The organism is Glutamicibacter creatinolyticus (assembly GCF_006094275.1).
Lineage (GTDB): Bacteria > Actinomycetota > Actinomycetes > Actinomycetales > Micrococcaceae > Glutamicibacter > Glutamicibacter creatinolyticus.
Map to the genome: position 1 here is coordinate 2,576,199 of NZ_CP034412.1, position 24,921 is coordinate 2,601,119.

A 24,921-nucleotide genomic window follows, 5' to 3' on the forward strand; every position below is an offset into this window, starting at 1 on the left:
AGGCTGGGTGAGAACCAACCGAAGCGCCTTGAAGCATGTAAGACGGTGAACTTCGTGACCGGTAGAGCATTTTCCCCGTACTCAGGTGGTCGCGATATTCGGTATTACGGGCTACGCACGCCCACCATGCCACCGCAATGGCGGCACAACGAAGCGCGCGATTAACGCCATATTAGGATAGCCAATAAATCGGCGGCAATCCAAATCGGCTCAGGAGCGCTCCAGGATCCAGTGTTCGGGGTCCAGACGCTGCACAATTTTTCGCGCAATCCGCCTCAGATCCTTAACGTCCTTGTCATCGAGGGATTCGAAAACCAGTTGGCGTACCGTGGCCACATGATGCGGGGCCATCTGCACCAGCATGTCCCATCCCTTGGTGGTCAATGAGGCGATCTTCACACGCGCGTCCCCCTTGGACTGCAGGCGCACCACCCAGCCGCGGGCCTCAAGCTTCTTCACCACGTGGGACAGCCGGGAGAGCGAGGCGCTGCTGCGCGAGGCCAGCTCGGTCATGGTCAGGTTGCGTTCCGGGGCCTCGGAGAGCATCGCGAGCATGTGGTAGTCGAACAGGGTGATGCCCTGCAGGTTCTGCAGCTCGGTATCCAGTGCTCCGGGCAGCAGGGTGATCACGCTGTTCAGGGCCAGCCAGGCCTCGCGTTGTTCCTCGCTGAGCCAGACTTGCTGATCTTCCATCGTGCCCCGTACCCCGTTCACTGTCGTTCCACCGCCTGGGTTGCGCCCCGGGAACCAAGTGTAGGCCACCGTGGCCGGCGCTCCCCGCCCGGCAGCCGCCACCGGCCGCAGCGCAGCACGGGTGCTGTCCTGCGGCCGGTGGTCTCACGCGGCGGCTTACTGCGCTTTTTCCAGGGCGCGGCGTTTGCGGTAGCTGAGCACCTGCCCGATGACCACGACCAGCAAGGCCAGGATGAACATGGCCGAGCCGATGACATTGGCCTGGGCCGGGATGCCGCGCGTGGCGGCCACGTAGATGAACTTCGGGAAGGTCTCATAGTTGCCCGAGTTGAAGTTCGTGATGATGAAGTCATCAAAGCTCATCGCGAAGCTCAGCAGGGCGGCGGCGATGATGCCGGGCAGCAGCAGCGGGAAGGTGACCTTCCAGAATGTGGTGCGCGGGTTGGCGTACAGGTCCGCTGCGGCCTCCTCCAGTGTGGGATCCAGGGCCGAGACCCGGGCCCGCACCGTGACAATCACAAAGGCCATGCAGAACACCACGTGGGAAATCACGATCGTGGTGAATCCCAGTTCCCATCCCAGGTTCAAGAACTGCGCCAGCAGCGCAGCACCGAGCACCACTTCCGGCGTGGCCAGGGGAAGGATGATCAGCAGGTCACTGACGTTGCGGAACCTGAACTTGTAGCGCACCAGCCCCAGGGCGACGCAGGTTCCCAGCGCGGTGGCAATCACGGTGGCGACCACCCCGATCTGCAGCGAATTGCCCAGTGCCTGGCATACGGCCGGGGCGCCGCATGGGTTCAGCCAGTTCCCCCAGGTGAAGCCGCGCCACTCCAGGTTGGTGCGGCCGGCGTCATTGAAGGAGTAGATAAATATGTACGCGATCGGCACCAGCAGGTAGATAAAGGCCAGCCCGCCGATGGCCGGGATGATCCAACGTCCAATCTTGTGTCGCATCATGTGCTCCTACATCAATTCCTTGGTGCCAAAACGTCGGATATAGATAATGACCAGGATCAGGATGGAGAGCATCAGCACGAAGCTGAGTGCCGCCGCCCCCGGATAGTCAATGACCCGGAAGAACCGGGAGTCGATGACCTGGCCGATCATCGTGGTGTTGCGGTTGTTGCCCAGCAGTGCGGCGTTGATGTAGTCGCCAGCCGCCGGGATGAACGTCAGCAGGGTTCCGGCGAACACCCCGGGCGCCGACAACGGCAGGGTGACCTTGCGGAAGGTGGTCGCCGGGCTGGCGTACAGGTCCCCGGAGGCCTCCAGCAGCCGGGTGTCCAGGCGGTCCAGGTTGGCATAGATCGGCAGCACCATGAACGGCAGGAAGTTGTAGGTCAGCCCCGCCACGACGGCGAAGGGTGTCGCGGTCAGGTGCCCGTCGGGCGGCAGCAGCGCCAGCGCCTTCAGGCTCTGGGCGACGAATCCCTCATCGGCCAGGATCTGTTTCCAGGCCTGGGTGCGCAGGATGAAGCTGGAGAAGAAGGGGGCGATCAGCAGCACCAGCAGGATGCCCTTGAGCAGCCCGTGGTTGCGCAGGCGCACCGCCACCAGGTACGCCATCGGGTAGCCGATCAGCAGTGCCAGCACCGTGGCGATCAGCGCGAACCAGAAGGAGCGCAGCAGCTCGGGCCAGTACGCCGACAGCACCGTGGCGTAGTTGCTGATCTGGAAGGAGGGGACGAATTCCCCTATTTCCGCGCCCGGTGGGCGGGTGTACAGCGACATGGACAGCAGCACCAGCACCGGCAGCGCGAAGAACAGCAGCAGCCCGATGATGCCGGGCAGCACCAGGTACAGGCCGGTGCGCCCCTTCTTGCGTTCGGCCTTGATCTCCTCCTTGCTGCGCAGGTCCGCGATCTTTCCGCGCTTGGTCATCACCGGGGTGCTCATGACTCCTCCACCCCCGCGGCCGCGTTTTCGCTGCCCTCCAGTCCGAAGGTGTGCACCGGGTCCCAGGAGAGGTAGACGCGTTCCCCCACGTCCCCGGGCTGCTGCCCGCGGTTCTGCGAGAACGTGCCCAGCAGGCCGATCCCCTCCACCTGCACCAGGTACTCGGTGGTGGTGCCGGTGAACGAGGCGTCCTTGATGGTGCCGCTGAGCAGGTTCGCCCCCGGTTCCACCGCATCCGGGGTGGCGGCGATGTGCATCTTTTCCGGGCGCACCCCAACCATGATCTGTCCCTGGGCGGAGACGGCGCGTTCGGCCGGCAGCAGGACCTGGTTGCCTGCGACATCCACGCGCAGCATGCCGGCCTCGCCGCCGGTGACCTCGCCGCGCATCAGGTTGGACTTGCCCAGGAAGTTGGCCACGAAGGCGGTGCGCGGCAGGTCGTAGAGTTCGCGGGGCGGGCCCATCTGCTCGATGCGCCCCTCGTTCATGACCGCGACCACGTCGGCCATGGTCATGGCCTCCTCCTGGTCGTGGGTCACGTGAATGAACGTGAGTCCCACCTCGGTTTGGATGTTCTTCAGCTCCAGCTGCATCTGGCGGCGCAGCTTCATGTCCAGGGCGCCGAGCGGCTCGTCGAGCAGCAGCACCTGGGGACGGTTGACCAGGGCACGGGCCAGGGCCACCCGCTGCTGCTGGCCGCCGGAGAGCTGGGCGGGTTTTCGGGTGGCCAGGTGCCCGAGCTCCACCAGCTCCAGGGCGGCTTTCGCCTTGGGCATCGCTTCGCGGTCCTTCTTGCGCTTGAGTCCGAACGCCACGTTCTCCAGCACGCTCATGTGCGGGAACAGCGCGTAGGACTGGAACACCGTGTTCACCGGCCGCTGGTGGCTGGGCAGCTGGGTGACGTCCTGGCCGCCGATGGAGATGCTGCCCACGCTGGGGGCCTCCAGTCCGGCGATCATCCGCAGGGTGGTGGACTTGCCGCAGCCCGAGGGGCCGAGCAGGGCGAAGAAGGTGCCCGAGGGCACCGTCAGGTCCAGCTGGTCCACGGCAATGAATTCCGCGAAGCGCTTGGAGATGCTGCGCAGGTGCAGATCCGCGCCTTCGCTGGTGTTGGTGCGGGTCTTGGCCGATTCCCGGCTGCGAATTTGAGTGTTCATTTCGTCCTATACCCCAATGACTGCTTGGAATTGGTTCTGCAGGTCGGTTTCTTCCTCAACCGACAGTTCACGTTCGGTGGTGGCCTTGGCCAGGAACTCCTGATCCGGGAAGATCAGCGGGTCCTCGACCAGCTCCGGGTCGATCTTGGCCATTTCCTGCTGGGCGCCGACCACCGGACAGAGGTAGTTCACGTATGCGGCCACCTCCGCGGCGACGACCGGGTCGTAGTAGAAGTCCATGAGCTTCTCGGCGTTGGCCTTGTGCCGGGCCCCGATGGGCACCATGAAGTTGTCGGACCAGATCAGCCCCCGCCGCTCGGGCATGATGAACTCCCACTGGTCCCCCTCCTCGAAGTTCAGCTGGGTGATGTCCCCGGAATACACGATCCCGGCCAGGGCGTCCCCGGAGACGAAGTCCTGTTTGTACGAGTTGCCCTTGACCTGCCGGATCTGTCCGTTGGCGATGTTGCGTTCGAGCACTTCCAGGGCCGAGGAGTATTCGTCCTGACCCCAGTTGCCGGCGATGTCCACGCCCTGGTCCAGCAGCAGCATGGGCATGGTGTCGCGCATTTCGTCCAGCACCGTCACCCGTCCCTTGAGCGCCGGATCCCACAAGTCCTCAACGTTGCGCAGCCCCTTGGGGAAGGCCTTCTTGTTCCAGGCCAGGCCCGTGTAGCCGGATTGCCAGGTCAGTGAGAATTTCCGTCCCGGGTCAAAGCGCACGTCCTTCAAATCCGGCAGCAGGTTGGCCAGGTTGGGGATGTTGGCGTGGTCCAGCGCCTGGGCGTACCCCATGCGGATCAGCCGTTCGCTCATCCAGTCGGTGAGAGTGATCAGGTCCTGTCCGATGTCCTGCCCGGCCGCCAGCTGTCCCTGGATTTTCCCGTAATACGAGTCATTGGAGTCGATGTCCTCGGAGTACTGCACATCGATCCCGGACTGCTTGATGAATTTCTCCAGTGTCGGGTACGTCTTGGACTGGTCGTCGTAGTCCAGGTACAGCGTCCAGTTCGCCCATCCCAGCCGTTGCTCCGCGTCGGAGAGGTCGGCGGCGGCGGTGGGAGCGGTGGTGGTCTTGCCCGTTCCCCCGGTGCCGCAGGCCGCCAGCAGCCCGGCCAGGGCCAGGCCCGCCGCACCGCCCAGCACCCCGCGCCGGGTCATCTGTGCTTCGGCAATCGCCCGGGAAAGCGCGCGCCGCTGCCCTGCCTGGTGTTGTGCACGAGACATTACGAATCTGCTCCCCTCGGCTTCTTAAGCCCCGATGGCACTTTGGAATTCGGAACTGAAGCTGGTTTCCTCCTCCGGCTCCAGGGACCGGAAGGCGAAGGCACGGTTGAGGTCTTCCTCAGTGGGGAAGATCAGCGGGTTGTCCACCAATTCCGGGTCAATGGACTGCATGGCTTCGCGGGCCCCCACGACCGGGGAAATGAAGTTCACGTACGCCGCAACCTCGGCGGCCACCTGCGGCTCGTAGTAGAAGTTCATCAGCTTCTCGGCGTTGGCCTTGTGGGGTGCGGCAATGGGCACCATCATGTTGTCGCTCCACAGGGTGCCGCCGGTTTCGGGCAGCACGAACTCCCACTGGTCGTCGTTCTCGAAGTTCATCTGCACGATGTCCCCGGACCACACGATCCCGGCAATCGCATCCCCGGAGATGAAGTCCTCCTTGTACGCGTTGCCCTTGACCTGGCGGATCTGGCCGTTGGAAATGTTCTGGCGCAGGGTATCCAGGGCGGTACCGAACTCCGATTCGCCCCACTGCCCCGAGATGTCCACGCCGTTGTCGAGCATCAGCAGTCCCATGGTGTCGCGCATTTCATCCAACACGGTGATCCGGCCCTTCAGCTCCGGCTGCCACAGGTCGGCAACGGTTTTCAGGCCCTTGGGGAAACGCTTCTTGTTCCAGGCGATGCCGGCGTAGCCGGACTGCCAGGTCAGTGAGTGCTTGCGTCCGGGGTCAAAGTCCACCTCCTGCAGGTTGGGCAGCAGGTTGGAGATGTTAGGGATGTTGCCGTGATCCAGTTCCTGGGTGTAGCCCTGGCGGATCAGCCGGGCGCTCATCCAGTCGGTGAGGGTGAAGATGTCCTGGCCAATGTCCTGGCCCGCGGCCAGCTGGCCCTGCACCTTGCCGTAGTAGGTGTCGTTGCCGTCGATGTCCTCGGAGTAGTTCACCTTGATGCCGGTGTCCTTGGTGAACTGCTGCAGGGTGGGATACTTCTTGGTCTTGTCGTCGTAGTCCAGGTACAGCGTCCAGTTGGCCCAGTTCACGACCTTTTCGGAGTCGGACAGATCGGTGACGTCCACCGGCGCCGCCGAGGTTCCCCCTCCGGTGCCGCTGGTGCCGCAGGCTGCCAGCAGACCGGTGAGTCCCAACGCGCCGGCGGCCCCCAGCACCGAACGGCGGGACATGGAGCGGGCGGCCAGGGCCTGGGCCAGCGCCCTGATCTGTGGATCTTCAGGCAGTCGTCTTTGCGAGTGAGACATGGGCTTCCCTTCATCAGCAAGGTCCACGGGAAACTGTGGCGTGCACCACAGTCGTTGGTGCCGCTTATCCTTTCAGCATTTCCGGCGCGAAACAAGAGCCAAACGAAAGAATCCTTTACTCGCCCGAAAGGGTGCAACGAAATCATTTTCTCCATAGCCCTTCCGCAACTGATTTAGTCGCTGTATGGTCGGGATTACACCTCAGTGCCGCGGCCGGGTGGCAACGGCGCTTCCAGCAATGACCGGGGAGGTCGATATTTAATGACGGTGCCGCACAACGGAAGTACCCCCCACGCAATTGACGAAATCTCCAAGGAGATCATCGAGCAGCTGCAGGAGGACGGGCGTCGCTCCTATGCGGCTATCGGCAAGGCCGTGGGCCTGAGTGAAGCCGCTGTCCGGCAGCGGGTACAAAAACTGGTCGAAAGCCGCGTGATGCAGATCGTGGCGGTCACCGACCCGCTGGAACTGGGCTTCACCCGCCAGGCCATGATCGGCATCGTCGCCTCCCAAGACATCAACACCACAGCGGATCGCATCGCGGCCCTGCCCGAGGTCGACTACTGCGTGGTCACCGCCGGTCCATCGGACATCCTGGCGGAAGTCATCTGCGCCAACGACGAGGACCTGCTTCGCGTCGTCGCCAACATCAGGGGCATCGAAGGGGTCAAAAGCACCACCACCTTCATGTACCTCTCACTAAAGAAACAGGAATACAACTGGGGAACGAGATGAGCACAACTCCACGCGGCACAGACCGCCAACAAGCCGCCCGCGACCACCTGTGGATGCACATGGCCCGCCATTCACACCTGGCCTCCGGGGGCACCGTCCCGGTCATTACCCGGGGCGAAGGCCACAACATCTACGACGATGCGGGCAAGGAATACTTTGACGGGCTCTCGGGCCTGTTCGTGGTCAACGCCGGACACGGCCGCACGGAACTGGCCGAGGTCATGGCCAAGCAGGCCGAAAAGCTGGCCTTCATGCCGCTGTGGTCCTACGCCCACGAACCAGCCATTGACCTGGCCGAGCGCCTGGCCGGCTACGCTCCGGGCGACCTGAACCGCGTCTTCTTCACCACCGGCGGCGGTGAAGCGGTCGAATCCGCGTTCAAGCTGGCCAAACAGCACTTCAAGATGAAGGGCAAGCCGGGCAAGACAAAGGTGATTTCCCGTGCCCTGGCCTACCACGGCACCCCGCAGGGGGCGCTGGCCATCACCTCGCTGCCGGACATGAAGACCCCGTTCGAGCCGCTGGTGCCCGGCACCTTCCGGGTACCGAACACGAACTTCTACCGCGCCCCGGAAATGTTTGCCGACAATGAAAAGGACTTCGGGTTGTGGGCCGCCGAACGGATCCGCGAGGCCATCGAGTTCGAAGGCCCGGATTCGGTTGCCGCCGTGTTCCTGGAGCCGGTGCAGAACTCCGGGGGCTGCTTCCCGCCTCCCCCGGGCTACTTCGAACGCGTGCGTGAAATCTGCGACGAGTACGACGTGCTGCTGGTCTCGGATGAAACCATCTGCGCCTTCGGCCGCATCGGCTCCATGTTCGCGTGCAACGATTTTGGCTACGTCCCGGACATCATCACCAGCGCCAAGGCGCTGACCAGCGGCTACGTCCCGCTGGGCGTCATGATCGCCTCGGATCGGTTGTTCGAGCCATTCACCAAGGGCGACACCACCTTCTACCACGGCTACACCTTCGGCGGTCACCCGGTGGCGGCCGCGGTGGCGATGGCGAACCTGGACATCTTTGAACGCGAATCGCTGAACGAGAACGTGAAGAACAACGCGGAGAAGTTCAAGGAAACCCTCTCCAAGCTCACCGATCTTGACATCGTCGGCGACGTGCGCGGGGCCGGTTACTTCTACGGGATCGAGCTGGTCAAGGACAAGAGCACCAAGGAGACCTTCAACGACGAGGAATCCGAGCGGCTGCTGCGCCAGTACCTGACCCCGGCCCTGTGGGAGGCCGGCCTGTACTGCCGCGCCGATGACCGCGGCGACCCGGTGATCCAGCTGGCCCCGCCGATCACCATCGGCCAAAGCGAATTCGACTACATCGAATCCACGCTGCGTTCGGTCCTGGCCGAGGCCTCCAGCAAGATCTAGGATCCTGGACCCCAACCCCGGCGGGCCGCTCCACTGCTGGAGCGGCCCGCCGGGGTGCATCCGGCCTTGGGTTGTTGGGTCCCGGGTCGGCGCCTACCCCTACCCCAGGGGCCGGTTCGGCGCTAGGCTTGGGGCACCTCATCGGTCTGGCAGTCTGCCGCCGGCAGATTGCGCGCTGGTACTAAGGATCTGCCATGAACCAACAAGCCGGATTGAACCACGTCGACGCGGCCCGCTCCCGGGAAGTCGCCGAAGCCTCCCGTGAACAGGACTGGCAGCGGCCCAGTTTCGCCAAGGGCCTGTACATGGGGGATGCCGATTTCTCCCTCATCGACCCGTTCCCGCAACCCGACCCGGACGCCGCCGCACGCGGCGCCCACTTCCTCTCCCGGCTCGATGCCCTGGTGCAGAACATCGATGCGGCCCGCATCGAGGCCGAGGCCCGCATCCCGGATGAAACCATCGCCGGGCTGCGCGGCATCGGAGCGTTCGGGATGAAGATCCCCACCGAATACGGCGGACTGGGCCTGAGCCTGCTGGACTACGGCCGGGCGCTGATGCGCATCGGCTCGGTCTCCCCCGCTATCGGGGCGCTGCTCTCGGCCCACCAGTCCATCGGGGTGCCCGAACCGGTCAAGAGCTTTGGCACCGAGCAGCAGAAGCGCACCTACCTGCCGCGTTGCGCCGCCGGGGCGATCAGCGCCTTTCTGCTGACCGAGAATGACGTCGGCTCCGACCCGGCCCGCCTGGGCACCAAGGCCCGGCTCAGCGAGGACGGGGAGCACTACATCCTGGACGGCGCGAAGCTGTGGACCACCAACGGGGTGGTGGCCGAGCTGCTGGTGGTCATGGCCGCCGTCGCCCCGCATGAGGCCACCGGCTCCCAGCCGGCTGGCCGCGGCGGGATCACCGCGTTCGTGGTGGAGGCGGACAGCGCCGGAATCACCGTGGAGAACCGCAACGCCTTCATGGGCCTACGCGGAATTGAGAACGGGGTCACCCGATTCCACGGGGTCAAGGTGCCGGTGGCCAACCGGTTGGGCAAGGAGGGCAGCGGGCTGAAGATCGCGTTGAGCACGCTGAACACCGGCCGGCTTTCCATTCCGGCCATGTGCGCCGGGGCCGGAAAGTGGGCAACCAAGATTGCCCGGGAGTGGTCCGCGGCACGCGTGCAGTGGGGCCACCCGATCGGCCGGCACCAGGCGGTGGCCTCCAAGCTGTCCTACATCGCCGCCAGCACCTACGCCCTGGAGTCGGTCTTTGAACTTTCCGCCTCACTGGCCGATGCCGGGATGAAGGACGTGCGCATCGAGGCGGCACTGGCCAAGCTCTACAGTTCGGAGGTTTCCTGCAAGATTGCCGACGAGCTGCTGCAGATCCGCGGCGGACGCGGTTACGAGACGGCCGCATCCCTGGCCGAGCGCGGCGAGCGCGCGGTGCCGGTGGAACAGCTGGTGCGGGACCTGCGAATCAACCGGATCTTCGAGGGCTCCACCGAAATCATGCACCTGCTCATTGCCCGTGAGGCGGTGGACGCGCACCTGCAGGCCGCCGGGGACCTGGCCCGGTCGGATTCGAGCATGGAGCAGAAGGCGAAGGCCGCGCTGGGGGCCTCGGGGTTCTACGCCAAATGGCTGCCCCAGCTGGCGCTGGGCTCCGGGAACCTGCCCACCGCCTATTCGGGACACGGTCCGCTGGCCCGGCACCTGCGCTATGTGGAACGCGCCTCGCGGCGCATTGCCCGCCAAACGTTTGCGGGCATGGCCCGCTGGCAGGCGGCCATGGAACGCCAGCAGAACTTCCTGGGGCACATCGTGGACATTGGCGCCGAACTGTTCGCCATGGCGGCGGTAATCTCCAAGACCCACGCCCTGCAGGAGGCCCAGGACGGCCGGCACGATGCGGCGCTGGCCCTGGCGGAGGCATTCTGCGAGCAGGCGACGCTGCGCTGCGAGGAGCATTTCGAGCGCCTGTGGCGGAACACGACGCAAACCGATGACAAGCTGGCCCAGCGGCTGCTGGACGGTGACTTCAGCTGGCTGGAGGAGGGCGTGCATGACGTCTCCGCGGGCACCGGGCCATGGATCGCGGACTGGTCCCAGCAGCAGCGGCCCGATGCCCGACGGCTCTACGGGCCCGGTGCGGGCCAGGCGGAACCCACCGCCGACGCCAACGGCTAGGACCAGGCGGCGCCGGGAGCTAGCCGTGCAGCCGGTACCACATCAGTGCCACCTGCAGGCTGGCCCGGGATTCGGCGCTTTCCAGCGATAGCCCCAGCTTGTCCTCCAGCTTGGCCAGCCGGGCGTAGAGGGTGGGGCGTGAGAGGTACCCGGCCTTGGCCAGCGCGGACTTGTTCCCGCCGTGGCGCAGGTAGAGCTCGAGCAGTTCCAGCCCCTCCACGTCCAGGGGCTGCAGCACCCCGGAAAGCTCGGTGTGGGCGAAGCTGCGCATCCTGGCGTCCTGGCCCATGGCCGCCAGCACCCCGCGCAGGCGCAGGTCCGCGAACCGGTAGTAGGGCTGGGCGCGGGTGGGCAGGTTCGGCACGATCTCGGCCACCTGCGCGGCATCCTCCAGATTCTTGGCGCACTGGGAAATCCCGGTCGCCTCGGCCCCCACGCCCACCGCCACCGTCAGGCTCAGGCTTTCGCCCAGCTCCCGGGAGAAACGCTGCAAGGTTCCCTCGACCAGTTCCCGGGCCGCCACCGGCAGCACCGCCCCGAGCACCCCGGAACGCAGGGAGCCGGCCAGCACGCCCAGGCGCATGGTCTCGGCCACCTGGTCCATGACCTCCAGCACCTCGCGTTCGCGCAGCTGCATGCTCGTGGGGCTCTGCCCGGCCGGCAGCATCAGCCCGACGGCGACCGGCACGTAGTGCGCGGCCGCGTCCAACCCCAGCGCCTCGGCGCGCACCTGCACCTCCCCGGCGGAGAGCGAATGGTGCTGCAGCAGTTCGTGCAGCAGTGAGGTGCGCGCCTGGTAGAGCAGTTCGCGCTGGTCGCGCCCGGAGAGCCGGGCAATGGTCAGCGTCTGCCCGGCGCGTTCGAGCACCAGGGCGGCATTGGCTTCATCCTCCAGCCGGGCCGGCACCACCAGCCGGCCCCAACGGCTCTTGACCGCACCGACCGGGGTCTGCAGCCAGTCCTCGGCCCCGTGGCTGCGCCCGGTGGATTCGGCGTAGGCCACGAACCGCGAGCGGCTGATCCAGTGCTCCAGCACCGAGGCGGCCCCCTGCCCTGCCCCGGCGTGCGCGAGCACCCGGTGGCGGACGTCTTCGAGCACCACCGGGGCCTGCAGCAGTTCGGCGGTGCGCTCCACGATCATGTGTTCATCGGCTTCGCTCAGCGAGAGCTCGGTGAAGATCTCATGCACGTGCCGGGAGAACTCGACCACGCGCAACTGCTCGGCCACAAGCAGCTTGTGGATCACCTCGGTGATCTGCACGAACCGCACCCGCCGGCGCAGCCAGATCACCGGCAGCCGGTGTCCGGCCGTGGCCTGTTCAAACAACCCCTGGCACACCTCCGGCTCGGCCGAGTAGTACTCGATCAGCACCCCGGCCGCCCCGGCCCGCTGCAGCTCGTCGAGGAATTCACGCAGCCGCCGTGGGCTGGGTTCCACGTTGCGCAGCGTGCTGAGCACCAGTTCCCCGCCTTCGAGCAGCCCGGCGTTGTCCGGGGACTCGGTGACGTGCACCCAGCGCACCGGACGGTGCAGATCCTGGCTGCTCCCGTAGACCACCGGCTCCGCGGCGCGCACCACCTCCAGGTCCAGTACCTGCGCCATTGTCAGTTCACCCACGGCCAACCTTTACAGTTCGATAACTCCTTCAGGTAAATCATGACACGTTGCCTGTGTGGTTCGTCATATTTTTGGCCCATGATGTTTTCAAGAGCACCCGAACGTCCCGGAAAGGACCACCTCGATGACCACCACCATGACCGAAACCCTGCAGCACTGGGTCAACAACGCCGCCTTCTCCGGTGAGGGCCAGAGCCGCACCGGCAAGGTCTACAACCCGGCCACCGGCGAGGTCGCCCGCGAGGTCGCCCTGGCCTCGAAGGCCACCACCGAGGCCGCCATCGCCGCCGCGGCCACCGCCTTCCCGAAGTGGCGCGACACCTCCCTGGCCCGCCGCACCGCCATCATGTTCCGTTTCCGCGAGCTGCTGGCCGAGCGCAAGGGCGAACTGGCCGCCATCATCACCGCCGAGCACGGCAAGGTGCTGGATGACGCACTGGGCGAAGTGGCCCGCGGCATGGAGGTGGTCGAGCTGGCCTGCAACGCCCCCTACCTGCTCAAGGGCGAATACTCGGAAAACGCCTCCACCGGGGTGGACGTGCAGTCGCTGCGCCAGCCCGTGGGCGTCTCGGCGATCATCTCCCCGTTCAACTTCCCGGCCATGGTGCCGCTGTGGTTCTTCCCGGTGGCCATCGCCGCCGGCAACGCCGTGGTCCTCAAGCCCTCCGAGAAGGACCCGACCGCGGCGAACTGGCTGGCCGAGCTGTTCGCCGAGGCCGGGCTGCCCGAAGGCGTGCTGAACGTGGTGCACGGGGACAAGGAGGCGGTGGATACCCTGCTCACCGACGAGCGCATCGCCTCGGTCTCCTTCGTTGGCTCCACCCCGATCGCCCAGTACGTCTACTCGACCGGCACCGCCCACGGCAAGCGGGTCCAGGCCTTCGGCGGGGCGAAGAACCACATGCTGGTGCTGCCCGACGCCGACCTGGACCTGGCGGCCGACATGGCCGTGAACGCCGGCTATGGCGCCGCCGGCGAGCGCTGCATGGCCATCTCCGTGGTCGTGGCCCTGGAGCCGATCGCCGATGAGCTGGTGGCCAAGATCGCCGAACGCTCCAAGAAGCTGCGCGTGGGTGACGGCACCCGCGGCTGCGACATGGGCCCGCTGATCACCGGGGAACACCGCGACAAGGTCGCCGGGTACATCGATGCCGGCGTGGCCGCCGGGGCAGAGCTGGTCCTGGACGGGCGAGAGGGTTCCACCGACGCGGACGGTGAGGGCTTCTTCCTGCACCCGACCCTGTTCGACAAGGTCGGCACCGACATGTCCATCTACACCGATGAGATCTTCGGCCCGGTGCTCTCGGTGGTGCGCGTGGAGAGCTTCAACGAGGGCATCGAGCTGATCAACGCCTCGAAGTACGGCAACGGCACCGCGATCTTCACCAACGACGGCGGCGCGGCCCGCCGCTTTGAAAACCAGATCCAGGTGGGCATGGTCGGGGTCAACGTCCCGATCCCGGTGCCGGTGGGCTACCACTCCTTCGGCGGCTGGAAGGCCTCCCTGTTTGGTGACCAGCACGCCTACGGTCCGGAGGGCTTCAAGTTCTTCACCCGCAACAAGGTCGTGACCAAGCGCTGGCTGGATCCCAGCCACGGCGGCATCAACCTCGGCTTCCCGCAGAACGACTAGCGCCGCGCCCCGGCGCACGTCACCCAATGCGTTTCGTTGAGTAAAGGAAAGAACTCATGACCGAACAACTGACCAGCGATCTCTCCGCCGAGCAGATCACCGCGGGCCGGCGCGCCTACGAGCTGGACAAGGCGCACGTCTTCCACTCCTGGCAGGCCCAGGGCCCGTTCAGCCCGATGACGATCCTGAAAACCGAGGGCTCCCACGTCTGGGACGGCGAGGGGCGCAAGCTCATCGACATCTCCAGCCAGCTGGTGAACACCAACATCGGTCACCAGCACCCCAAGGTCATCGCCGCCATCCAGGAGCAGGCCGCCAAGATCGCCACGATCGCCCCGCAGCACGTCAGCGACGTGCGCTCCGAGGCGGCCCGGCTGATCGCCGAACGCACCCCCGGGGATCTGAACAAGATCTTCTTCACCAATGGCGGGGCGGACGCGGTGGAGCACGCGGTGCGCATGGCGCGGCTGCACACCGGGCGGAACAAGGTGCTTTCGGCCTACCGCTCCTACCACGGCGGCACCCACATGGCGGTGAACATCACCGGGGATCCGCGGCGCTTCGCCTCGGACAAGGCCACCGACGGGGTGGTGCACTTCTTCCCGGCCTACCCGTACCGTTCCTACTTCAACTCCACCACCGAGGCGGAGGAAACCGAGCGGGCGCTGAAGCATCTGGAGGACACGATCATCCTGGAGGGCCCGGGCACCATTGCCGCGCTGATCCTGGAAACGATCCCCGGCACCGCGGGCATCTACCTGCCGCCGCCCGGCTACCTGCAGGGGGTGCGCGAACTGACCCGCAAATACGGGATCGTGTACATCGCCGACGAGGTCATGGCCGGCTTCGGGCGCTCGGGTGAATGGTTCGCGGTGGACCACTGGAACGTCACCCCGGATCTGCTCACCTTCGCCAAGGGCGTGAACTCCGGCTACGTGCCGCTGGGCGGGGTGGCGATCAGCGAACCGATCTTCGAGACCTTCCGCGAGCAGGTCTACCCCGGCGGGCTGACCTACTCGGGGCACCCGCTGGCCTGCGCCGCGGCGGTGGCTACGATCAACGCCATGGAGGACGAGGGCATGATCGCCAACGCCAAGCGGTTGGGCGATGAGATCATCGGGCCGCGGCTGCGCCAGTTCGCCACCGAGCACGCGGCGGTGGGCGAGGTGCGCGGCACCGGGGTGTTCTGGGCGATCGAGCTGGTCAAGAACCGGGCCACCCGAGAACCGCTGGCCCCCTACGGGGGCAGTTCGCCGCAGATGAACGAGGTGGTGGCCGCGGCGAAGTCCGCCGGCCTGCTGCCCATGGCCAACTTCAACCGGCTGCACGTCGTGCCGGCGATGAACATCCCCGACGAGGTGCTCATCGAGGCACTGGACCGGCTGGAACAGGCCCTCATCGTGGCCGACCGCTTCGTCGAGGAATAGACGCAAAATCCGGCACAGCCCGGAAAAACACCGCGGTCCGATCCCTGGCACGGGCCAGGGACCTGGACCGCGGTGCTGTTCCCGGCATGGAGGCAACCCTTGACAGGGTGATCCGCTGCACTAGATTTGGATCATGGATGCCCGGACATACGCTGAGGTGGACTACCTCACCCCGATGATGCATCTGGGGATCGCGGGCATCCTGGTGGTCTTTGGCATTCCGCTGCTGCTGCACGGGCTGTTCCGCCGACGCCGGTTCAGCCGGTTGCGCGACGGGGAACAGACGTGGAAGGCCCGCTCCTCCATCCGTATCGAGCTGCTCACCGGCGGTGTGGCGCTGCTGATCGCGGCCGTCTTTGGCGCCCTGTCGTGGAACGGCTACGAGCGCTCAACTCGCCACCTTGAGGCGAACATCGTCCAGCGCTACCACCCCAGCAGCTTCGAACTGGGCTACTGGAACGGCTCCTGGGCCACCATCGACATCACCTTGCCCGACGGCACCCGTTTCCCGGACAGCATCGTGATGCTGCGCGCCGGCAGCGAACCGTTCATTGAGGACATCTGGTACCACCACAACCCCAAGCCCTGAACCTGGCCCCACCCCGGTTTCGGCCCCGCCGCACCCCACGTTAACGGCCACCGGCGCCGGACACGGTTTCCCGTGACCGGCGCCGGTGGGTGCAGCCTGGCGCTAGCTCTTGATGATCTGCGGCTGGGCCAGGGACTTCAACCCGTCCAGGCCGAACTCCAGCCCGTAGCCGGACTGCTTGGCCCCGCCGAACGGCACCCGCGGGTCAATGGTGCCGTGCGAGTTGATCCACACGGTGCCGGCCTGCAGCTGCGCGGCGACCTCCTGGGCCTTGGCCTTGTCGGCGGACCAGACCGAGGCGCCCAGGCCCACCTCCAGCGAGTTCGCCAGCTCGATCGCCTCCTGCACGTCCTTGACCTTCACGATCGGCAGGGCCGGGCCGAACTGCTCCTCGGTGACCAGGCGGTTCTGCGGGTCGATGTCCGCCACCAGGGTGGTGGGGTAGAAGTAGCCGGTCGCCTGCCCATCCGGGTTGGCGCCCAGCAGCACCCGCGCCCCGGAGTCCACCGCGTCCTGCACCAGGTCCGCGACGATGTCGTACTGGGCCTTGTTCTGCAGCGGGCCGAGCACGTTCTGCTCCTCCAGGCCCACCCCCATCGGCATCTTCCCGGCGACCTCAACCAGCGCGTCGCACACCTGATCGTAGATCGCCTCGGGCACGTAGAGGCGCTTCAGGGCCGCGCAGGTCTGCCCGGTGTTGATGAAGGCTCCCCAGAACAGGTCCTCGGCCACCGCTGCCGGGTCCACGTCCGGCAGCACCACGCCGGCGTCGTTGCCGCCCAGTTCCAGGGTCAGGCGCTTGACCGTGTCCGCGGAGGAGCGGATGATCGCCTTGCCGGTGCGGGTGGAGCCGGTGAACATGATCTTGGCGATCTGCGGATGGCTGGAGAGCTTCTCCCCCACCTCACGCCCGCCGGGCACCACGTGCAGCACGCCCTGGGGCAGCACCTGGTTGATCACGTGCACCAGGGCCACCACCGACAGCGGGGTGTACTCGCTGGGCTTCATCACCACGGTGTTGCCCATGCGCAGGCTCGGGGCCAGCTGCCAGATTGAAATCATCATCGGCCAGTTCCACGGGCCGATCGCGCCCACCACGCCCAGCGCCCGGTAGTGCTTGACGGCCAGGGTCTGCCCGTCATCGACCACGACCTCCGGCTCCACCTCATAGGCGGTGGCGGCGCGCAGCCAGCCCACCGCCCCGCCGACCTCGAAGCGGGCGTTCGGCCCGTTCAGCGGCTTGCCCTGCTCCCGGGAGAGCAGTTCGGCCAGCGCCTCGGCGTTGGCTTCGATGGCGTCGGCGGCAGCGTTCAGCAGGCGCTTGCGCTCCTCATGGCCCAGGGCGTCCCAGCCGGGCTGGGCGGCCCGGGCGGACTCGACGGCGGCGTCCAGGTCAGCGGCGGTGCCTTCGGCCACGCGGCCCACCAGCTCCCCGGTGGCCGGGTCGTGGACCTCGGTGCCCCCGGAGGCCGGCTGGATCGCGGCCAGCAGCTGCTCGGCGTTCGCGTACTGTACTTCGGTGTTGGCGGTAGTCATTGCTAACTCCTTCGACTCGGTCTGTTGCGGGCCCTAAATCGGGTGATCCCGCAGGTGGGTCTTGGTTCAATCATGCCAGCGGCGCACCGGGAGGACAGGGACCCGGTGCGGGCGGTGCCGGCGGTACGAGGTGGTGGCGGCCGGCCGGGGCCTAGCCGCGGTGGGCCGGCACCTCATCGCGGGCCGGGTCGTGCTGGTCCTGCCGGGAACGGCGGGCGATCAGGGCGATCAGGAAGCCGAGCACCCCGGGCAGCAGCACCACGGCCTGCAGCACGTACTGCAGCGGCCCGGCCTCCTCCATCCCGATCAGCACATCGAAGTTCACCACGATCTGGGTGAACACATAGCTCAAGGCGATCCCCGCGGCGATCGGGGCGATCACCCTGGTCAGCAGCGAGGCCTCAATGCGCCGGCGGGCGAAGTAACCGACCACCGCGAAGGAGGTCAGCGCCATCAGCAGCACCAGCCCGTAGGCCCCGGAATTGGTCATCCAGGTGAACATGGTCAGCACGATGAACATCGGATCCTTGCCGGTGGAGATCACGGCGAACACCGCGATCACCAGCAGCGCCAGCACCGACTGGGCCAGCGAGCCGGCCAGCGGGGCCTGGGTGCGGGCCGAGGTGCGGGCCAGGACCCGGGGCAGCGCGCCGCCGCGGCCCATCGCGTAGAAGTATCGGGCCACCACGTTGTGGAAGGCCAGCAGCGCGGCGAACAGGCTGGTGATGAACAGCAGGTTGGCCAGGTCGATGAACCAGCCCGGCGCATGGCTGGCCAGGAACACGAAGATCAGATCCGGGCCGTGCTCCTGGGAGGCGCCCACCACCTGGTCCGGCCCCAGGGCCACCAGCACCGCCCAGGAGGACAGGGCGTAGAAGCAGGCGATGATGCTCACCGCGATGATGGTGGCCAGCTGCGCGGTGCGCTTGGGGTCCTTGACCTCCTGGTTGTAGATCGTGCCGGACTCAAAGCCCATGAACGCGGCAATCGAGAACGCGAGCACCGCGCCGATGCCGGGCATGAACAGGTCCCCGGTGGCAAAGCCGGTGCTGCTGACCCCCTGCGGGGACTGGGCCACGGCCACCACGTCGAAGATGATCACCACCAGGAACTCCAGGCCCACCACGATGCCCAGCACCTTGGCGGAGAAGTCCACCCGGTTCACCCCCAGCATGGCCACCAGCGCCCAGGCGACCAGGGCGCACACCCACCACGGGATCGCGGTGCCCAGCACCGCGTTGACGAAGGAGGCCGCGGCGAAGCCGAACAGCCCGTAGATGCCGATCTGCATCAGGTTGTAGCTGACCACCGCCACCATCGCCGCACCCACCCCGGCCGGCTTGCCCAGCCCCTGGGCGATGTAGGCGTAGAAGGCGCCGGCGTTGCTCACGTGCCGGCTCATGGCGGTGTAGCCGATGGCGAACACCAGCAGGATCGCCCCGAGCACGACGAAGGACAGGGGCACCCCCAGCAGCCCGGTGACGGCGAAGTTGGTGCTCACCCCGCCGGCGACCACCGTCAGCGGCGCGCTGGCCGCGATGATCATGACAACGAGGGCCGGCACGGTCAAGGTGCGCTGTTCGATACCCATTGGTTTTCCCCATTCCAAACGATGACCATCCCAGCATCTGTGATGGGCGCCGCAGGTGTCTTGGCATTGCGCGCACACCACTTGGCATCGGGTGCAGACCTGGCCTGTGGGCGGTGAAAATCCGGGAGCGGCGCGGCGGGCCCTAGCCGGCGAGCTGCTGCCGGTAGCGGCTGGGACTCACCCCGTGGTGGGCGGCAAAGGCCCGGGCGAAGCCGGCCGCATCGGGCAGGCCCACCCGCGCGCCGATCGCCTGGATCGGCACCTGGACCAGCATTGGGTCCGTCAGCAGTTCGGCGGCCAGTTCCATGCGCTGGTGGCGGATCAGGGCGCCGACCGGCCGGGGCTCGGCGGCGAACAAGGCGTGCAGGCTGCGCACCGAAAGGTAGTGCGCGGCGGCGATGCTGCCCGGGCACAGCGCCGGATCGGCCAGCCGGGTTCGGATGTACTCCTGGATGCGCTGGCGTTGGCGCTGCTTGTCCCCGGCGGGGCTGGCCGGGGTCAGCACCCCGCCCAGCGCCGTGGCCAGCAGGTCCGAGGCGTTGCGCGCCAGCGGCGCGCCGCCGTGTTCATCCCACTGGTCCAGGTGCTCGCCCAGGTGGTGCAGCAGCGGGGTGACGGTGCCGGCCAGCGGATGGCGTCCGTCCAGCTTCACGGCGGTGATCTGGTGGACCTGCTCCTGGGGCAGGCGGAACTGCTCGTGCGGGATCATGACCACCATGGTGGTCGCCTCGCGTTCGAAGGCCAGCGAATAGGGCCGCTGGGTGTCGTAGATGGCCAGTTCCCCGGGGGCCAGCAGCACCTGGCGCCCGTCCTGGACCAGCAGCCCATGCCCGGTCAGCTGCAGTGAAACCTTGAAGTACTTCCCGTCCCCGGCCGCCGCCAGCGGTTCGGTGCGCTGCACGGCGTGGGGCTTGGCACTGATGCGCATCATCCCGATCCCGCCAAGCATGTTCGTGGCCAGGCTGGCGCGGAACCGGCCGGAGGACACCGCTTCGCTGCGCAGCGGGACGAAGGACTGGGAGACCAGGTCCGACCAGGCGGTGTGCGAATCCACGTGCTGAAACTGGTACATCCCTCTCCTCCCGGCGCCGGCACCGCCCCTGTAGTGCGCGTCACGTTGAATGTACGGCAGATTTTCGTCGCTGTCACCTGCTCCCGCTGCGCCAGGGGGGCTAATGCAGGGATTCGAGGAGGTAGTCCAGCTGCGCCAGCAGCTGCTGGCGCGAGTTGCCCGCATGGTCCAGCACGGCGGTGATCTGCGCCCCGAGCAGGAAGGTCATCAGCGCATTGCGCGCCACCTCCACGCGCTGCGGGTCCAGGCCCGGCACCTGGTGCAGCCAGCCATCGAGCTGGCGGCGCCAGTCATCCATGGAGTTTGCGTTCAGCTGCGCCATCTTCTCATCCTGCAGGGCCACGTGCCAGAAGTGGATGACCACCCGGGACTCGTCGCGGCGCTCCTCATCCAGCGGCAGCACCTCGGCGGCGAAGGCGCGGATGGCAGCCATTCCCGCCAGGCCGCGGGTGGTGCGGGCGATGCGCCGCCCGGTGGAGTTGAACACGAAGTTGAACGTGGCCGAGAGCAGCGAGTTGCGGGTGGGGAAGTACGGTTTGAGCCCCCCGTTGGCGTAACCGGCCGCGGCGGCCAAATCACGCAGGTTCAGCTTGTCGAAGCCCTGCTGGGCAATGAAGCGCCAGGTGACTTCGATGATTTCGCGGCGGCGCTGCTCATGGTCAACGATCTTGGGCATGTCACCAGTCTAGGGCCGGGGCAGAAATATCCCGTGACCCCTTGTGAAGCACTCCACAAATCCGTATTCTCTACACGTAGAGAATTAAAAGTGTTTCGCTTCACACCCCCTGGAAGGTTGCATCACATGAAGACTCGCACCGTGGACTACACCCTGCTGGGCGCCGAGGAAATCGCCGCCGCCCGCCGGCTGCTGCAGGAGAACAACCTGTTCACCGCCTCCACCCGCATCGCCTACCTGGGCCTGGAGGACCCGAACCCGCAGGCCCCGGCCCGCCGGGTGCGAGTCATGCTCATGGATTCGGCGCTGAATGAGCCCAAGGACGTGGTGCTGGACCTGACCCGCAACGAGATCGAGCAGGTCACCGAGATCGACGCGGCGGCCGTGGGGCAGCTGCCGGTGCTGGAGGAGGAGTTCGAAAAGGTCGAGGCCATCGTGGCCGCGGACGAAGGCTGGATCCAGGCGCTGGCCAAGCGCAACCTCACCGTCGAGCAGGTGCGCGTCGCGCCGCTGTCCGCCGGCGTCTTTGAGTACCCGGAGGAATCCGGGCGGCGCATCCTGCGCGGGCTGGCCTTCCGCCAGGACTTCGCAGAGGACTCGGCTTGGGCCCACCCGGTGGACGGGCTGGTCGTCTACATCGACACCGTCGCCGGCAAGGTGGACCAGATCCTGGACTTTGGACCGGTGGACATCCCGGCCGACCACGGCAACTACACCGACCCCGAGCTCACCGGCCCGATCCGCGACACCCAGAAGCCGCTGCTGATCACCCAGCCGGAGGGCCCCAGCTTCACCGTCACCGACGGCAACCACGTCGAGTGGGAGAAGTGGAGCCTGGATGTGGGCTTCGACATGCGCGAGGGCCTGGTGCTGTACAACATCGCCTTCGACGACAAGGGCCAGCGCCGACGCATCCTGGACCGCGCCTCGATCGCCGAGATGGTCGTGCCCTACGGCGACCCCTCCCCGGTGCGCAGCTGGCAGAACTACTTCGACACCGGCGAATACCTGATCGGACGCATGGCCAACTCCCTGGAACTGGGCTGCGACTGCCTGGGCGAAATCCACTACATCTCCCCGGTGGTGGCCACCGCCGACGGCGAGGCCCGCACCATCCACAACGGCATCTGCATGCACGAGGAGGACTCCTCGATCCTCTCCAAGCACTCCGATGACTGGTCGGGGGTGAAGTACACCCGACGCAACCGCCGCCTGGTGATCAGCTTCTTCACCACCGTGGGCAACTACGACTACGGCTTCTACTGGTACCTGTACCTGGATGGCACCATCGAATTCGAGGCCAAGGCCACCGGCATCGTGTTCACCTCCGCGATGCGCGACGAGCGCTTTGCCTCGGAGATGGCCCCGGGCCTGGGGGCCCCGTTCCACCAGCACATCTTCGGCGCCCGGCTGGACTTCGCGCTGGATGGCGGGCCGAGCCAGGTCATCGAGGAGGAGGCGGTGCGCCTGCCGATCAGCAAGGAGAACCCGCGCGGCAACGCGTTCAGCCGCAGCCACACGGTGCTGTCCACCGCCAAGCAGGCGGTGCGCGATGCGAACATGCCCGCCGGGCGCTCCTGGGTGGTCACCAACCCGGAATCGAAGAACTACCTGGGCAAGCCGGTGGGCTTCAAGCTGCACCCGCAGGGCCTGCCCACCCTGCTGGCCGCCGAGGGCTCCTCGATCCACAAGCGCGCCACCTTTGCCTCCAAGGCGCTGTGGGTCACCAAGCGCGAGGCCGGGCACCGCTACCCCACCGGCGACTTCGTGAACCAGAACCCGGGCGTGGAGGGGATCAACGACTGGATCGCCGATGACCACAGCGTGGACACCCAGGACATCAGCCTGTGGCACACCTTTGCGCTGACCCACTTCCCGCGCACCGAGGACTGGCCGATCATGCCGGTGGACTCGGTCGGGTTCAAGATCCGCCCCGAGGGCTTCTTTGACCGCTCCCCGGTGCTGGATGTGCCCGAGCCGGTCAAGCACGGCTGCTGCTCCTGCGGTGAGACCGAGTGCTGTGGCGGCGGAAACTAGGCGCACCGCGGGCACCTGGGTGCTGGCCGGCGGCGCCGCGGCGCTGGCGGCCGCCCACGTGCTGATGCTGCTGGCCCTGCCCCACTCTCCAGGCTGGGTCATCGCCCTGGGCGTGATGACCCTCTGGTGCCTGAAGTGTTCGGTGGACGCCCTGCGCACCGGGCAGCTGCTGGGGCTGCTGCTGATGAGCGCGGCCATGGGCATTGCGCACGTCGTGATGGTGCTGGGCCTGCCGCTGGGGCACGCCGGACACGCGGCGCATGCCGCGGCTTCCGGCGGCCATGCGGACGGGCACCTGTGGATGCTGGTGATCGCGCTGGCCGAATTCACCCTGATGTTCGGCTGCGCCCTGGGGATCAGCGCCGGGCGCCGGGTCCGCGGTTCCACCGCGGCCCGCAACGCCGCCGGGTGCGCCGTGGCGCACCGCAGCACCCGGAGCGCGCGCGCCGTCCCGGCGGCCGCGCCCCTGGTGCCCTCCGGGTCTTGACAGTCTGCCGGCCACCGCGGTTGAATGTGTAATGAATCACATTCATTACACATTCAACCGTGATCCTTGTGGGGAAGAGGGATAAGCGTGGCCAGCCTCCGGCTCCCACTGAGCACCCCTCCCCCGCTGCGACCACACTGGTCATCCCACCACTTCCAACGCTGGCGATGAACGGGCCCGCCTTCGCCCACCCGTTCACCGACCTCGACAAGGGATGACCTGCCCGTGACCGCCACCCCCTCCACCCCCGCCACCGGCCCGCTGAGCTTTGATCGGCATGAGGCCGAAATCGACCCCGAATGCATCCGCCGGTCCCTGGCCGGGGCCCGGCACACGTCCTATTGGCTCGACACCCCGCTGCGCCCGGACCCGCACCCGGCCCTGGACGGCTCCGCCTCCTGCGACCTGCTGGTCATCGGCGGAGGCTACACCGGGTTGTGGACCGCCCTGCAGGCCAAGGAGCGCGACCCGCAGCGCAGCGTCATCCTGCTGGAGGCCGAACGCATCGGCTGGGCCGCATCGGGACGCAACGGCGGGTTCTGCGAGTCCTCCCTGGTGCACGGCGAATCCAACGGCGAACAGCACCTGCCCCGGGAGAACGCCCGGCTCACCGAGCTCGGTGAGGAAAACCTGCTGGAGCTGCTGGAGACCATCTCCCGCTACAACATGGACGTGGAGCTGATCAAGGACGGCATCCTCACCGTGGCCACCGAGGACCACCAGGTCCCGTGGCTGCGCGAGGAGCACGCGGCACACCCCGACACGCTCTACCTGGGCCCCGATCAGGTGCGCGGCTGGATCAACTCCCCGGACTTCAAGGCCGGACTGTACAGCGAAACCGACGGGGTGCTCGTGCACCCTGCCAAGCTGGCCTGGGAGCTGGCCCGGGTGTGCGACGAGATGGGGGTGCAGATCCACGAGCACACCCGCGCCGAAGCGCTGGCCCCGGTGGAGGGCGGCCTGCGCGTGCTGACCCCCAGCGGACAGGTGCAGGCCGAACGCGTCGCCCTGGCCACCAACGCCTTCCCCTCGCTGCTGGCCCGGCACCGGCTGCACACCATCCCGGTCTACGACTACGCGCTGATGACCGAACCGCTCAGCCCCGGGCAGCGGGCGGCGCTGGGCTGGGAGAAGCTGGTGGGCCTGTCCGACATGAACAACCGCTTCCACTACGTGCGCCCCACCATTGACGCCGAGGGCGGTTTCCGGCTGCTCTACGGCGGCTACGACGCGCTCTACCATTTCGGCGGGCGGATCCGCTCCAGCTACGACCGCTCCGAGGCGACCTTCGAAAAGCTGGCCGCCCACTTCCTGGGCAGCTTCCCGCAGCTGGGCCAGGTGCGCTTCTCCCACGCCTGGGGCGGGGCGATCGACACCTGTTCACGCTTCTTCGCATTCTTCGACAGCGCCTACGGCGGGAAGGTGGCCTACTCGGCCGGCTACACCGGCCTGGGGGTGGGGGCCACGCGCTTTGGGGCGAAGGTGATGCTGGACCTGCTTTCGGGGAAGCCGACCGAGCTGACCGGACTTGAGATGGTGCGCCGCAAGCCGATCCCGTTCCCGCCCGAACCGGCCGCCTGGCTCGGGGTGAAGCTGATGACCGGCCAGCTGGCCCGCGCCGACCGCAACCAGGGCCAACGCTCCCTGTTCCTGAAGGCCATGGACAAGCTCGGCATGGGTTTCGACTCCTAGAACTTCGCGCCGACACCGGCCCGCGGCCGGACCCAT

At 67.0% G+C, this 24,921-nt stretch carries 20 protein-coding genes; 9 read left to right on the top strand and 11 right to left on the bottom strand.

Annotation, left to right across the window (positions count from 1 at the left end):
* Positions 1-210: 210 nt before the first annotated feature.
* From GcLGCM259_RS11865 to GcLGCM259_RS11890, 6 genes are all read right to left on the bottom strand, one after another.
* Positions 211-693, bottom strand: a complete 483-nt coding sequence (locus GcLGCM259_RS11865; RefSeq protein ID WP_054821835.1) for a MarR family winged helix-turn-helix transcriptional regulator — start codon at positions 691-693, stop codon at positions 211-213.
* 156 nt (positions 694-849) lie between these two features.
* On the bottom strand, positions 850-1,650 hold the full coding sequence (locus GcLGCM259_RS11870) for an ABC transporter permease (protein WP_138177556.1): 801 nt from the start codon (positions 1,648-1,650) through the stop codon (positions 850-852).
* Positions 1,651-1,659: 9 nt separating this feature from the next.
* On the bottom strand, positions 1,660-2,592 hold the full coding sequence (locus GcLGCM259_RS11875) for an ABC transporter permease (protein WP_138176660.1): 933 nt from the start codon (positions 2,590-2,592) through the stop codon (positions 1,660-1,662).
* On the bottom strand, positions 2,589-3,749 hold the full coding sequence (locus GcLGCM259_RS11880; RefSeq protein WP_138926708.1) for an ABC transporter ATP-binding protein: 1,161 nt from the start codon (positions 3,747-3,749) through the stop codon (positions 2,589-2,591). The genes GcLGCM259_RS11875 and GcLGCM259_RS11880 overlap by 4 nt, the downstream gene beginning before the upstream one ends.
* A 6-nt stretch (positions 3,750-3,755) precedes the next feature.
* Entirely contained in the window at positions 3,756-4,976 is a 1,221-nt protein-coding gene (locus GcLGCM259_RS11885; protein WP_138926709.1) for an ABC transporter substrate-binding protein, read from the bottom strand.
* 24 nt (positions 4,977-5,000) lie between these two features.
* The gene (locus GcLGCM259_RS11890; RefSeq protein WP_138926710.1) at positions 5,001-6,233 is read right to left on the bottom strand and encodes an ABC transporter substrate-binding protein; all 1,233 of its coding nucleotides are present in this window, start codon (positions 6,231-6,233) and stop codon (positions 5,001-5,003) included.
* A 261-nt stretch (positions 6,234-6,494) separates the two neighbouring features.
* Here GcLGCM259_RS11890 and GcLGCM259_RS11895 point away from each other — a divergent pair, with 261 nt between their 5' ends.
* From GcLGCM259_RS11895 to GcLGCM259_RS11905, 3 genes are all read left to right on the top strand, one after another.
* Positions 6,495-6,968 carry an Lrp/AsnC family transcriptional regulator gene (locus GcLGCM259_RS11895; RefSeq protein ID WP_138176647.1) on the top strand — a complete coding sequence of 158 codons (474 nt, stop codon included), beginning with the start codon at positions 6,495-6,497 and terminating at the stop codon, positions 6,966-6,968.
* Entirely contained in the window at positions 6,965-8,347 is a 1,383-nt protein-coding gene (locus tag GcLGCM259_RS11900; RefSeq protein WP_054821243.1) for an aspartate aminotransferase family protein, read from the top strand. The genes GcLGCM259_RS11895 and GcLGCM259_RS11900 overlap by 4 nt, the downstream gene beginning before the upstream one ends.
* A gap of 194 nt (positions 8,348-8,541) precedes the next feature.
* Positions 8,542-10,527 carry an acyl-CoA dehydrogenase family protein gene (locus GcLGCM259_RS11905; protein WP_138926711.1) on the top strand — a complete coding sequence of 662 codons (1,986 nt, stop codon included), beginning with the start codon at positions 8,542-8,544 and terminating at the stop codon, positions 10,525-10,527.
* 19 nt (positions 10,528-10,546) lie between these two features.
* Here the strand turns inward: GcLGCM259_RS11905 and GcLGCM259_RS11910 are convergent, their stop codons facing one another.
* Complete coding sequence (locus tag GcLGCM259_RS11910) at positions 10,547-12,145, bottom strand: PucR family transcriptional regulator (RefSeq protein WP_138926712.1); 1,599 nt, start codon at positions 12,143-12,145, stop codon at positions 10,547-10,549.
* Between the two features lie 124 nt (positions 12,146-12,269).
* Between GcLGCM259_RS11910 and GcLGCM259_RS11915 the strand changes: the two genes are divergently transcribed.
* The 3 genes from GcLGCM259_RS11915 (at position 12,270) to GcLGCM259_RS11925 (ending at position 15,794) form a co-directional block, all read left to right on the top strand.
* Complete coding sequence (locus GcLGCM259_RS11915; protein ID WP_138926713.1) at positions 12,270-13,778, top strand: CoA-acylating methylmalonate-semialdehyde dehydrogenase; 1,509 nt, start codon at positions 12,270-12,272, stop codon at positions 13,776-13,778.
* A gap of 56 nt (positions 13,779-13,834) precedes the next feature.
* Positions 13,835-15,205: an aspartate aminotransferase family protein gene (locus GcLGCM259_RS11920; RefSeq protein ID WP_138926714.1), complete on the top strand. Its 1,371-nt coding sequence runs from the start codon at positions 13,835-13,837 to the stop codon at positions 15,203-15,205.
* Between the two features lie 133 nt (positions 15,206-15,338).
* Positions 15,339-15,794, top strand: coding sequence for a hypothetical protein (locus tag GcLGCM259_RS11925; protein ID WP_138926715.1), 456 nt, complete (start codon positions 15,339-15,341; stop codon positions 15,792-15,794).
* A 102-nt stretch (positions 15,795-15,896) separates the two neighbouring features.
* Here GcLGCM259_RS11925 and GcLGCM259_RS11930 read toward each other — a convergent pair whose 3' ends face one another.
* The 4 genes from GcLGCM259_RS11930 to GcLGCM259_RS11945 form a co-directional block, all read right to left on the bottom strand.
* Positions 15,897-17,330, bottom strand: a complete 1,434-nt coding sequence (locus tag GcLGCM259_RS11930; protein WP_138926716.1) for an aldehyde dehydrogenase family protein — start codon at positions 17,328-17,330, stop codon at positions 15,897-15,899.
* 151 nt (positions 17,331-17,481) lie between these two features.
* Entirely contained in the window at positions 17,482-18,921 is a 1,440-nt protein-coding gene (locus tag GcLGCM259_RS11935; RefSeq protein ID WP_138926717.1) for an APC family permease, read from the bottom strand.
* A 142-nt stretch (positions 18,922-19,063) separates the two neighbouring features.
* Entirely contained in the window at positions 19,064-19,993 is a 930-nt protein-coding gene (locus tag GcLGCM259_RS11940) for an AraC-like ligand-binding domain-containing protein (protein WP_175419415.1), read from the bottom strand.
* Between the two features lie 100 nt (positions 19,994-20,093).
* On the bottom strand, positions 20,094-20,669 hold the full coding sequence (locus GcLGCM259_RS11945; RefSeq protein ID WP_138176619.1) for a TetR/AcrR family transcriptional regulator: 576 nt from the start codon (positions 20,667-20,669) through the stop codon (positions 20,094-20,096).
* A gap of 126 nt (positions 20,670-20,795) precedes the next feature.
* Here GcLGCM259_RS11945 and GcLGCM259_RS11950 point away from each other — a divergent pair, with 126 nt between their 5' ends.
* From GcLGCM259_RS11950 to GcLGCM259_RS11960, 3 genes are all read left to right on the top strand, one after another.
* Complete coding sequence (locus GcLGCM259_RS11950; RefSeq protein WP_138926719.1) at positions 20,796-22,706, top strand: primary-amine oxidase; 1,911 nt, start codon at positions 20,796-20,798, stop codon at positions 22,704-22,706.
* Complete coding sequence (locus GcLGCM259_RS11955; RefSeq protein ID WP_138926720.1) at positions 22,690-23,193, top strand: hypothetical protein; 504 nt, start codon at positions 22,690-22,692, stop codon at positions 23,191-23,193. Before GcLGCM259_RS11950 ends, GcLGCM259_RS11955 begins: the two co-directional genes overlap by 17 nt.
* 225 nt (positions 23,194-23,418) lie before the next feature.
* Entirely contained in the window at positions 23,419-24,885 is a 1,467-nt protein-coding gene (locus tag GcLGCM259_RS11960; protein ID WP_342773558.1) for an NAD(P)/FAD-dependent oxidoreductase, read from the top strand.
* Positions 24,886-24,921: the final 36 nt, after the last annotated feature.

Bases quoted from the DNA above. Each gene is read 5' to 3' on its own strand.
- GcLGCM259_RS11865 (WP_054821835.1), bottom strand. From the start codon at position 693: ATGGAAGATCAGCAAGTCTGGCTCAGCGAGGAACAACGCGAGGCCTGG.
- GcLGCM259_RS11870 (WP_138177556.1), bottom strand. From the start codon at position 1,650: ATGCGACACAAGATTGGACGTTGGATCATCCCGGCCATCGGCGGGCTG.
- GcLGCM259_RS11875 (WP_138176660.1), bottom strand. From the start codon at position 2,592: ATGAGCACCCCGGTGATGACCAAGCGCGGAAAGATCGCGGACCTGCGC.
- GcLGCM259_RS11880 (WP_138926708.1), bottom strand. From the start codon at position 3,749: ATGAACACTCAAATTCGCAGCCGGGAATCGGCCAAGACCCGCACCAAC.
- GcLGCM259_RS11885 (WP_138926709.1), bottom strand. From the start codon at position 4,976: ATGTCTCGTGCACAACACCAGGCAGGGCAGCGGCGCGCGCTTTCCCGG.
- GcLGCM259_RS11890 (WP_138926710.1), bottom strand. From the start codon at position 6,233: ATGTCTCACTCGCAAAGACGACTGCCTGAAGATCCACAGATCAGGGCG.
- GcLGCM259_RS11895 (WP_138176647.1), top strand. From the start codon at position 6,495: ATGACGGTGCCGCACAACGGAAGTACCCCCCACGCAATTGACGAAATC.
- GcLGCM259_RS11900 (WP_054821243.1), top strand. From the start codon at position 6,965: ATGAGCACAACTCCACGCGGCACAGACCGCCAACAAGCCGCCCGCGAC.
- GcLGCM259_RS11905 (WP_138926711.1), top strand. From the start codon at position 8,542: ATGAACCAACAAGCCGGATTGAACCACGTCGACGCGGCCCGCTCCCGG.
- GcLGCM259_RS11915 (WP_138926713.1), top strand. From the start codon at position 12,270: ATGACCACCACCATGACCGAAACCCTGCAGCACTGGGTCAACAACGCC.
- GcLGCM259_RS11920 (WP_138926714.1), top strand. From the start codon at position 13,835: ATGACCGAACAACTGACCAGCGATCTCTCCGCCGAGCAGATCACCGCG.
- GcLGCM259_RS11925 (WP_138926715.1), top strand. From the start codon at position 15,339: ATGGATGCCCGGACATACGCTGAGGTGGACTACCTCACCCCGATGATG.
- GcLGCM259_RS11930 (WP_138926716.1), bottom strand. From the start codon at position 17,330: ATGACTACCGCCAACACCGAAGTACAGTACGCGAACGCCGAGCAGCTG.
- GcLGCM259_RS11935 (WP_138926717.1), bottom strand. From the start codon at position 18,921: ATGGGTATCGAACAGCGCACCTTGACCGTGCCGGCCCTCGTTGTCATG.
- GcLGCM259_RS11940 (WP_175419415.1), bottom strand. From the start codon at position 19,993: ATGTACCAGTTTCAGCACGTGGATTCGCACACCGCCTGGTCGGACCTG.
- GcLGCM259_RS11945 (WP_138176619.1), bottom strand. From the start codon at position 20,669: ATGCCCAAGATCGTTGACCATGAGCAGCGCCGCCGCGAAATCATCGAA.
- GcLGCM259_RS11950 (WP_138926719.1), top strand. From the start codon at position 20,796: ATGAAGACTCGCACCGTGGACTACACCCTGCTGGGCGCCGAGGAAATC.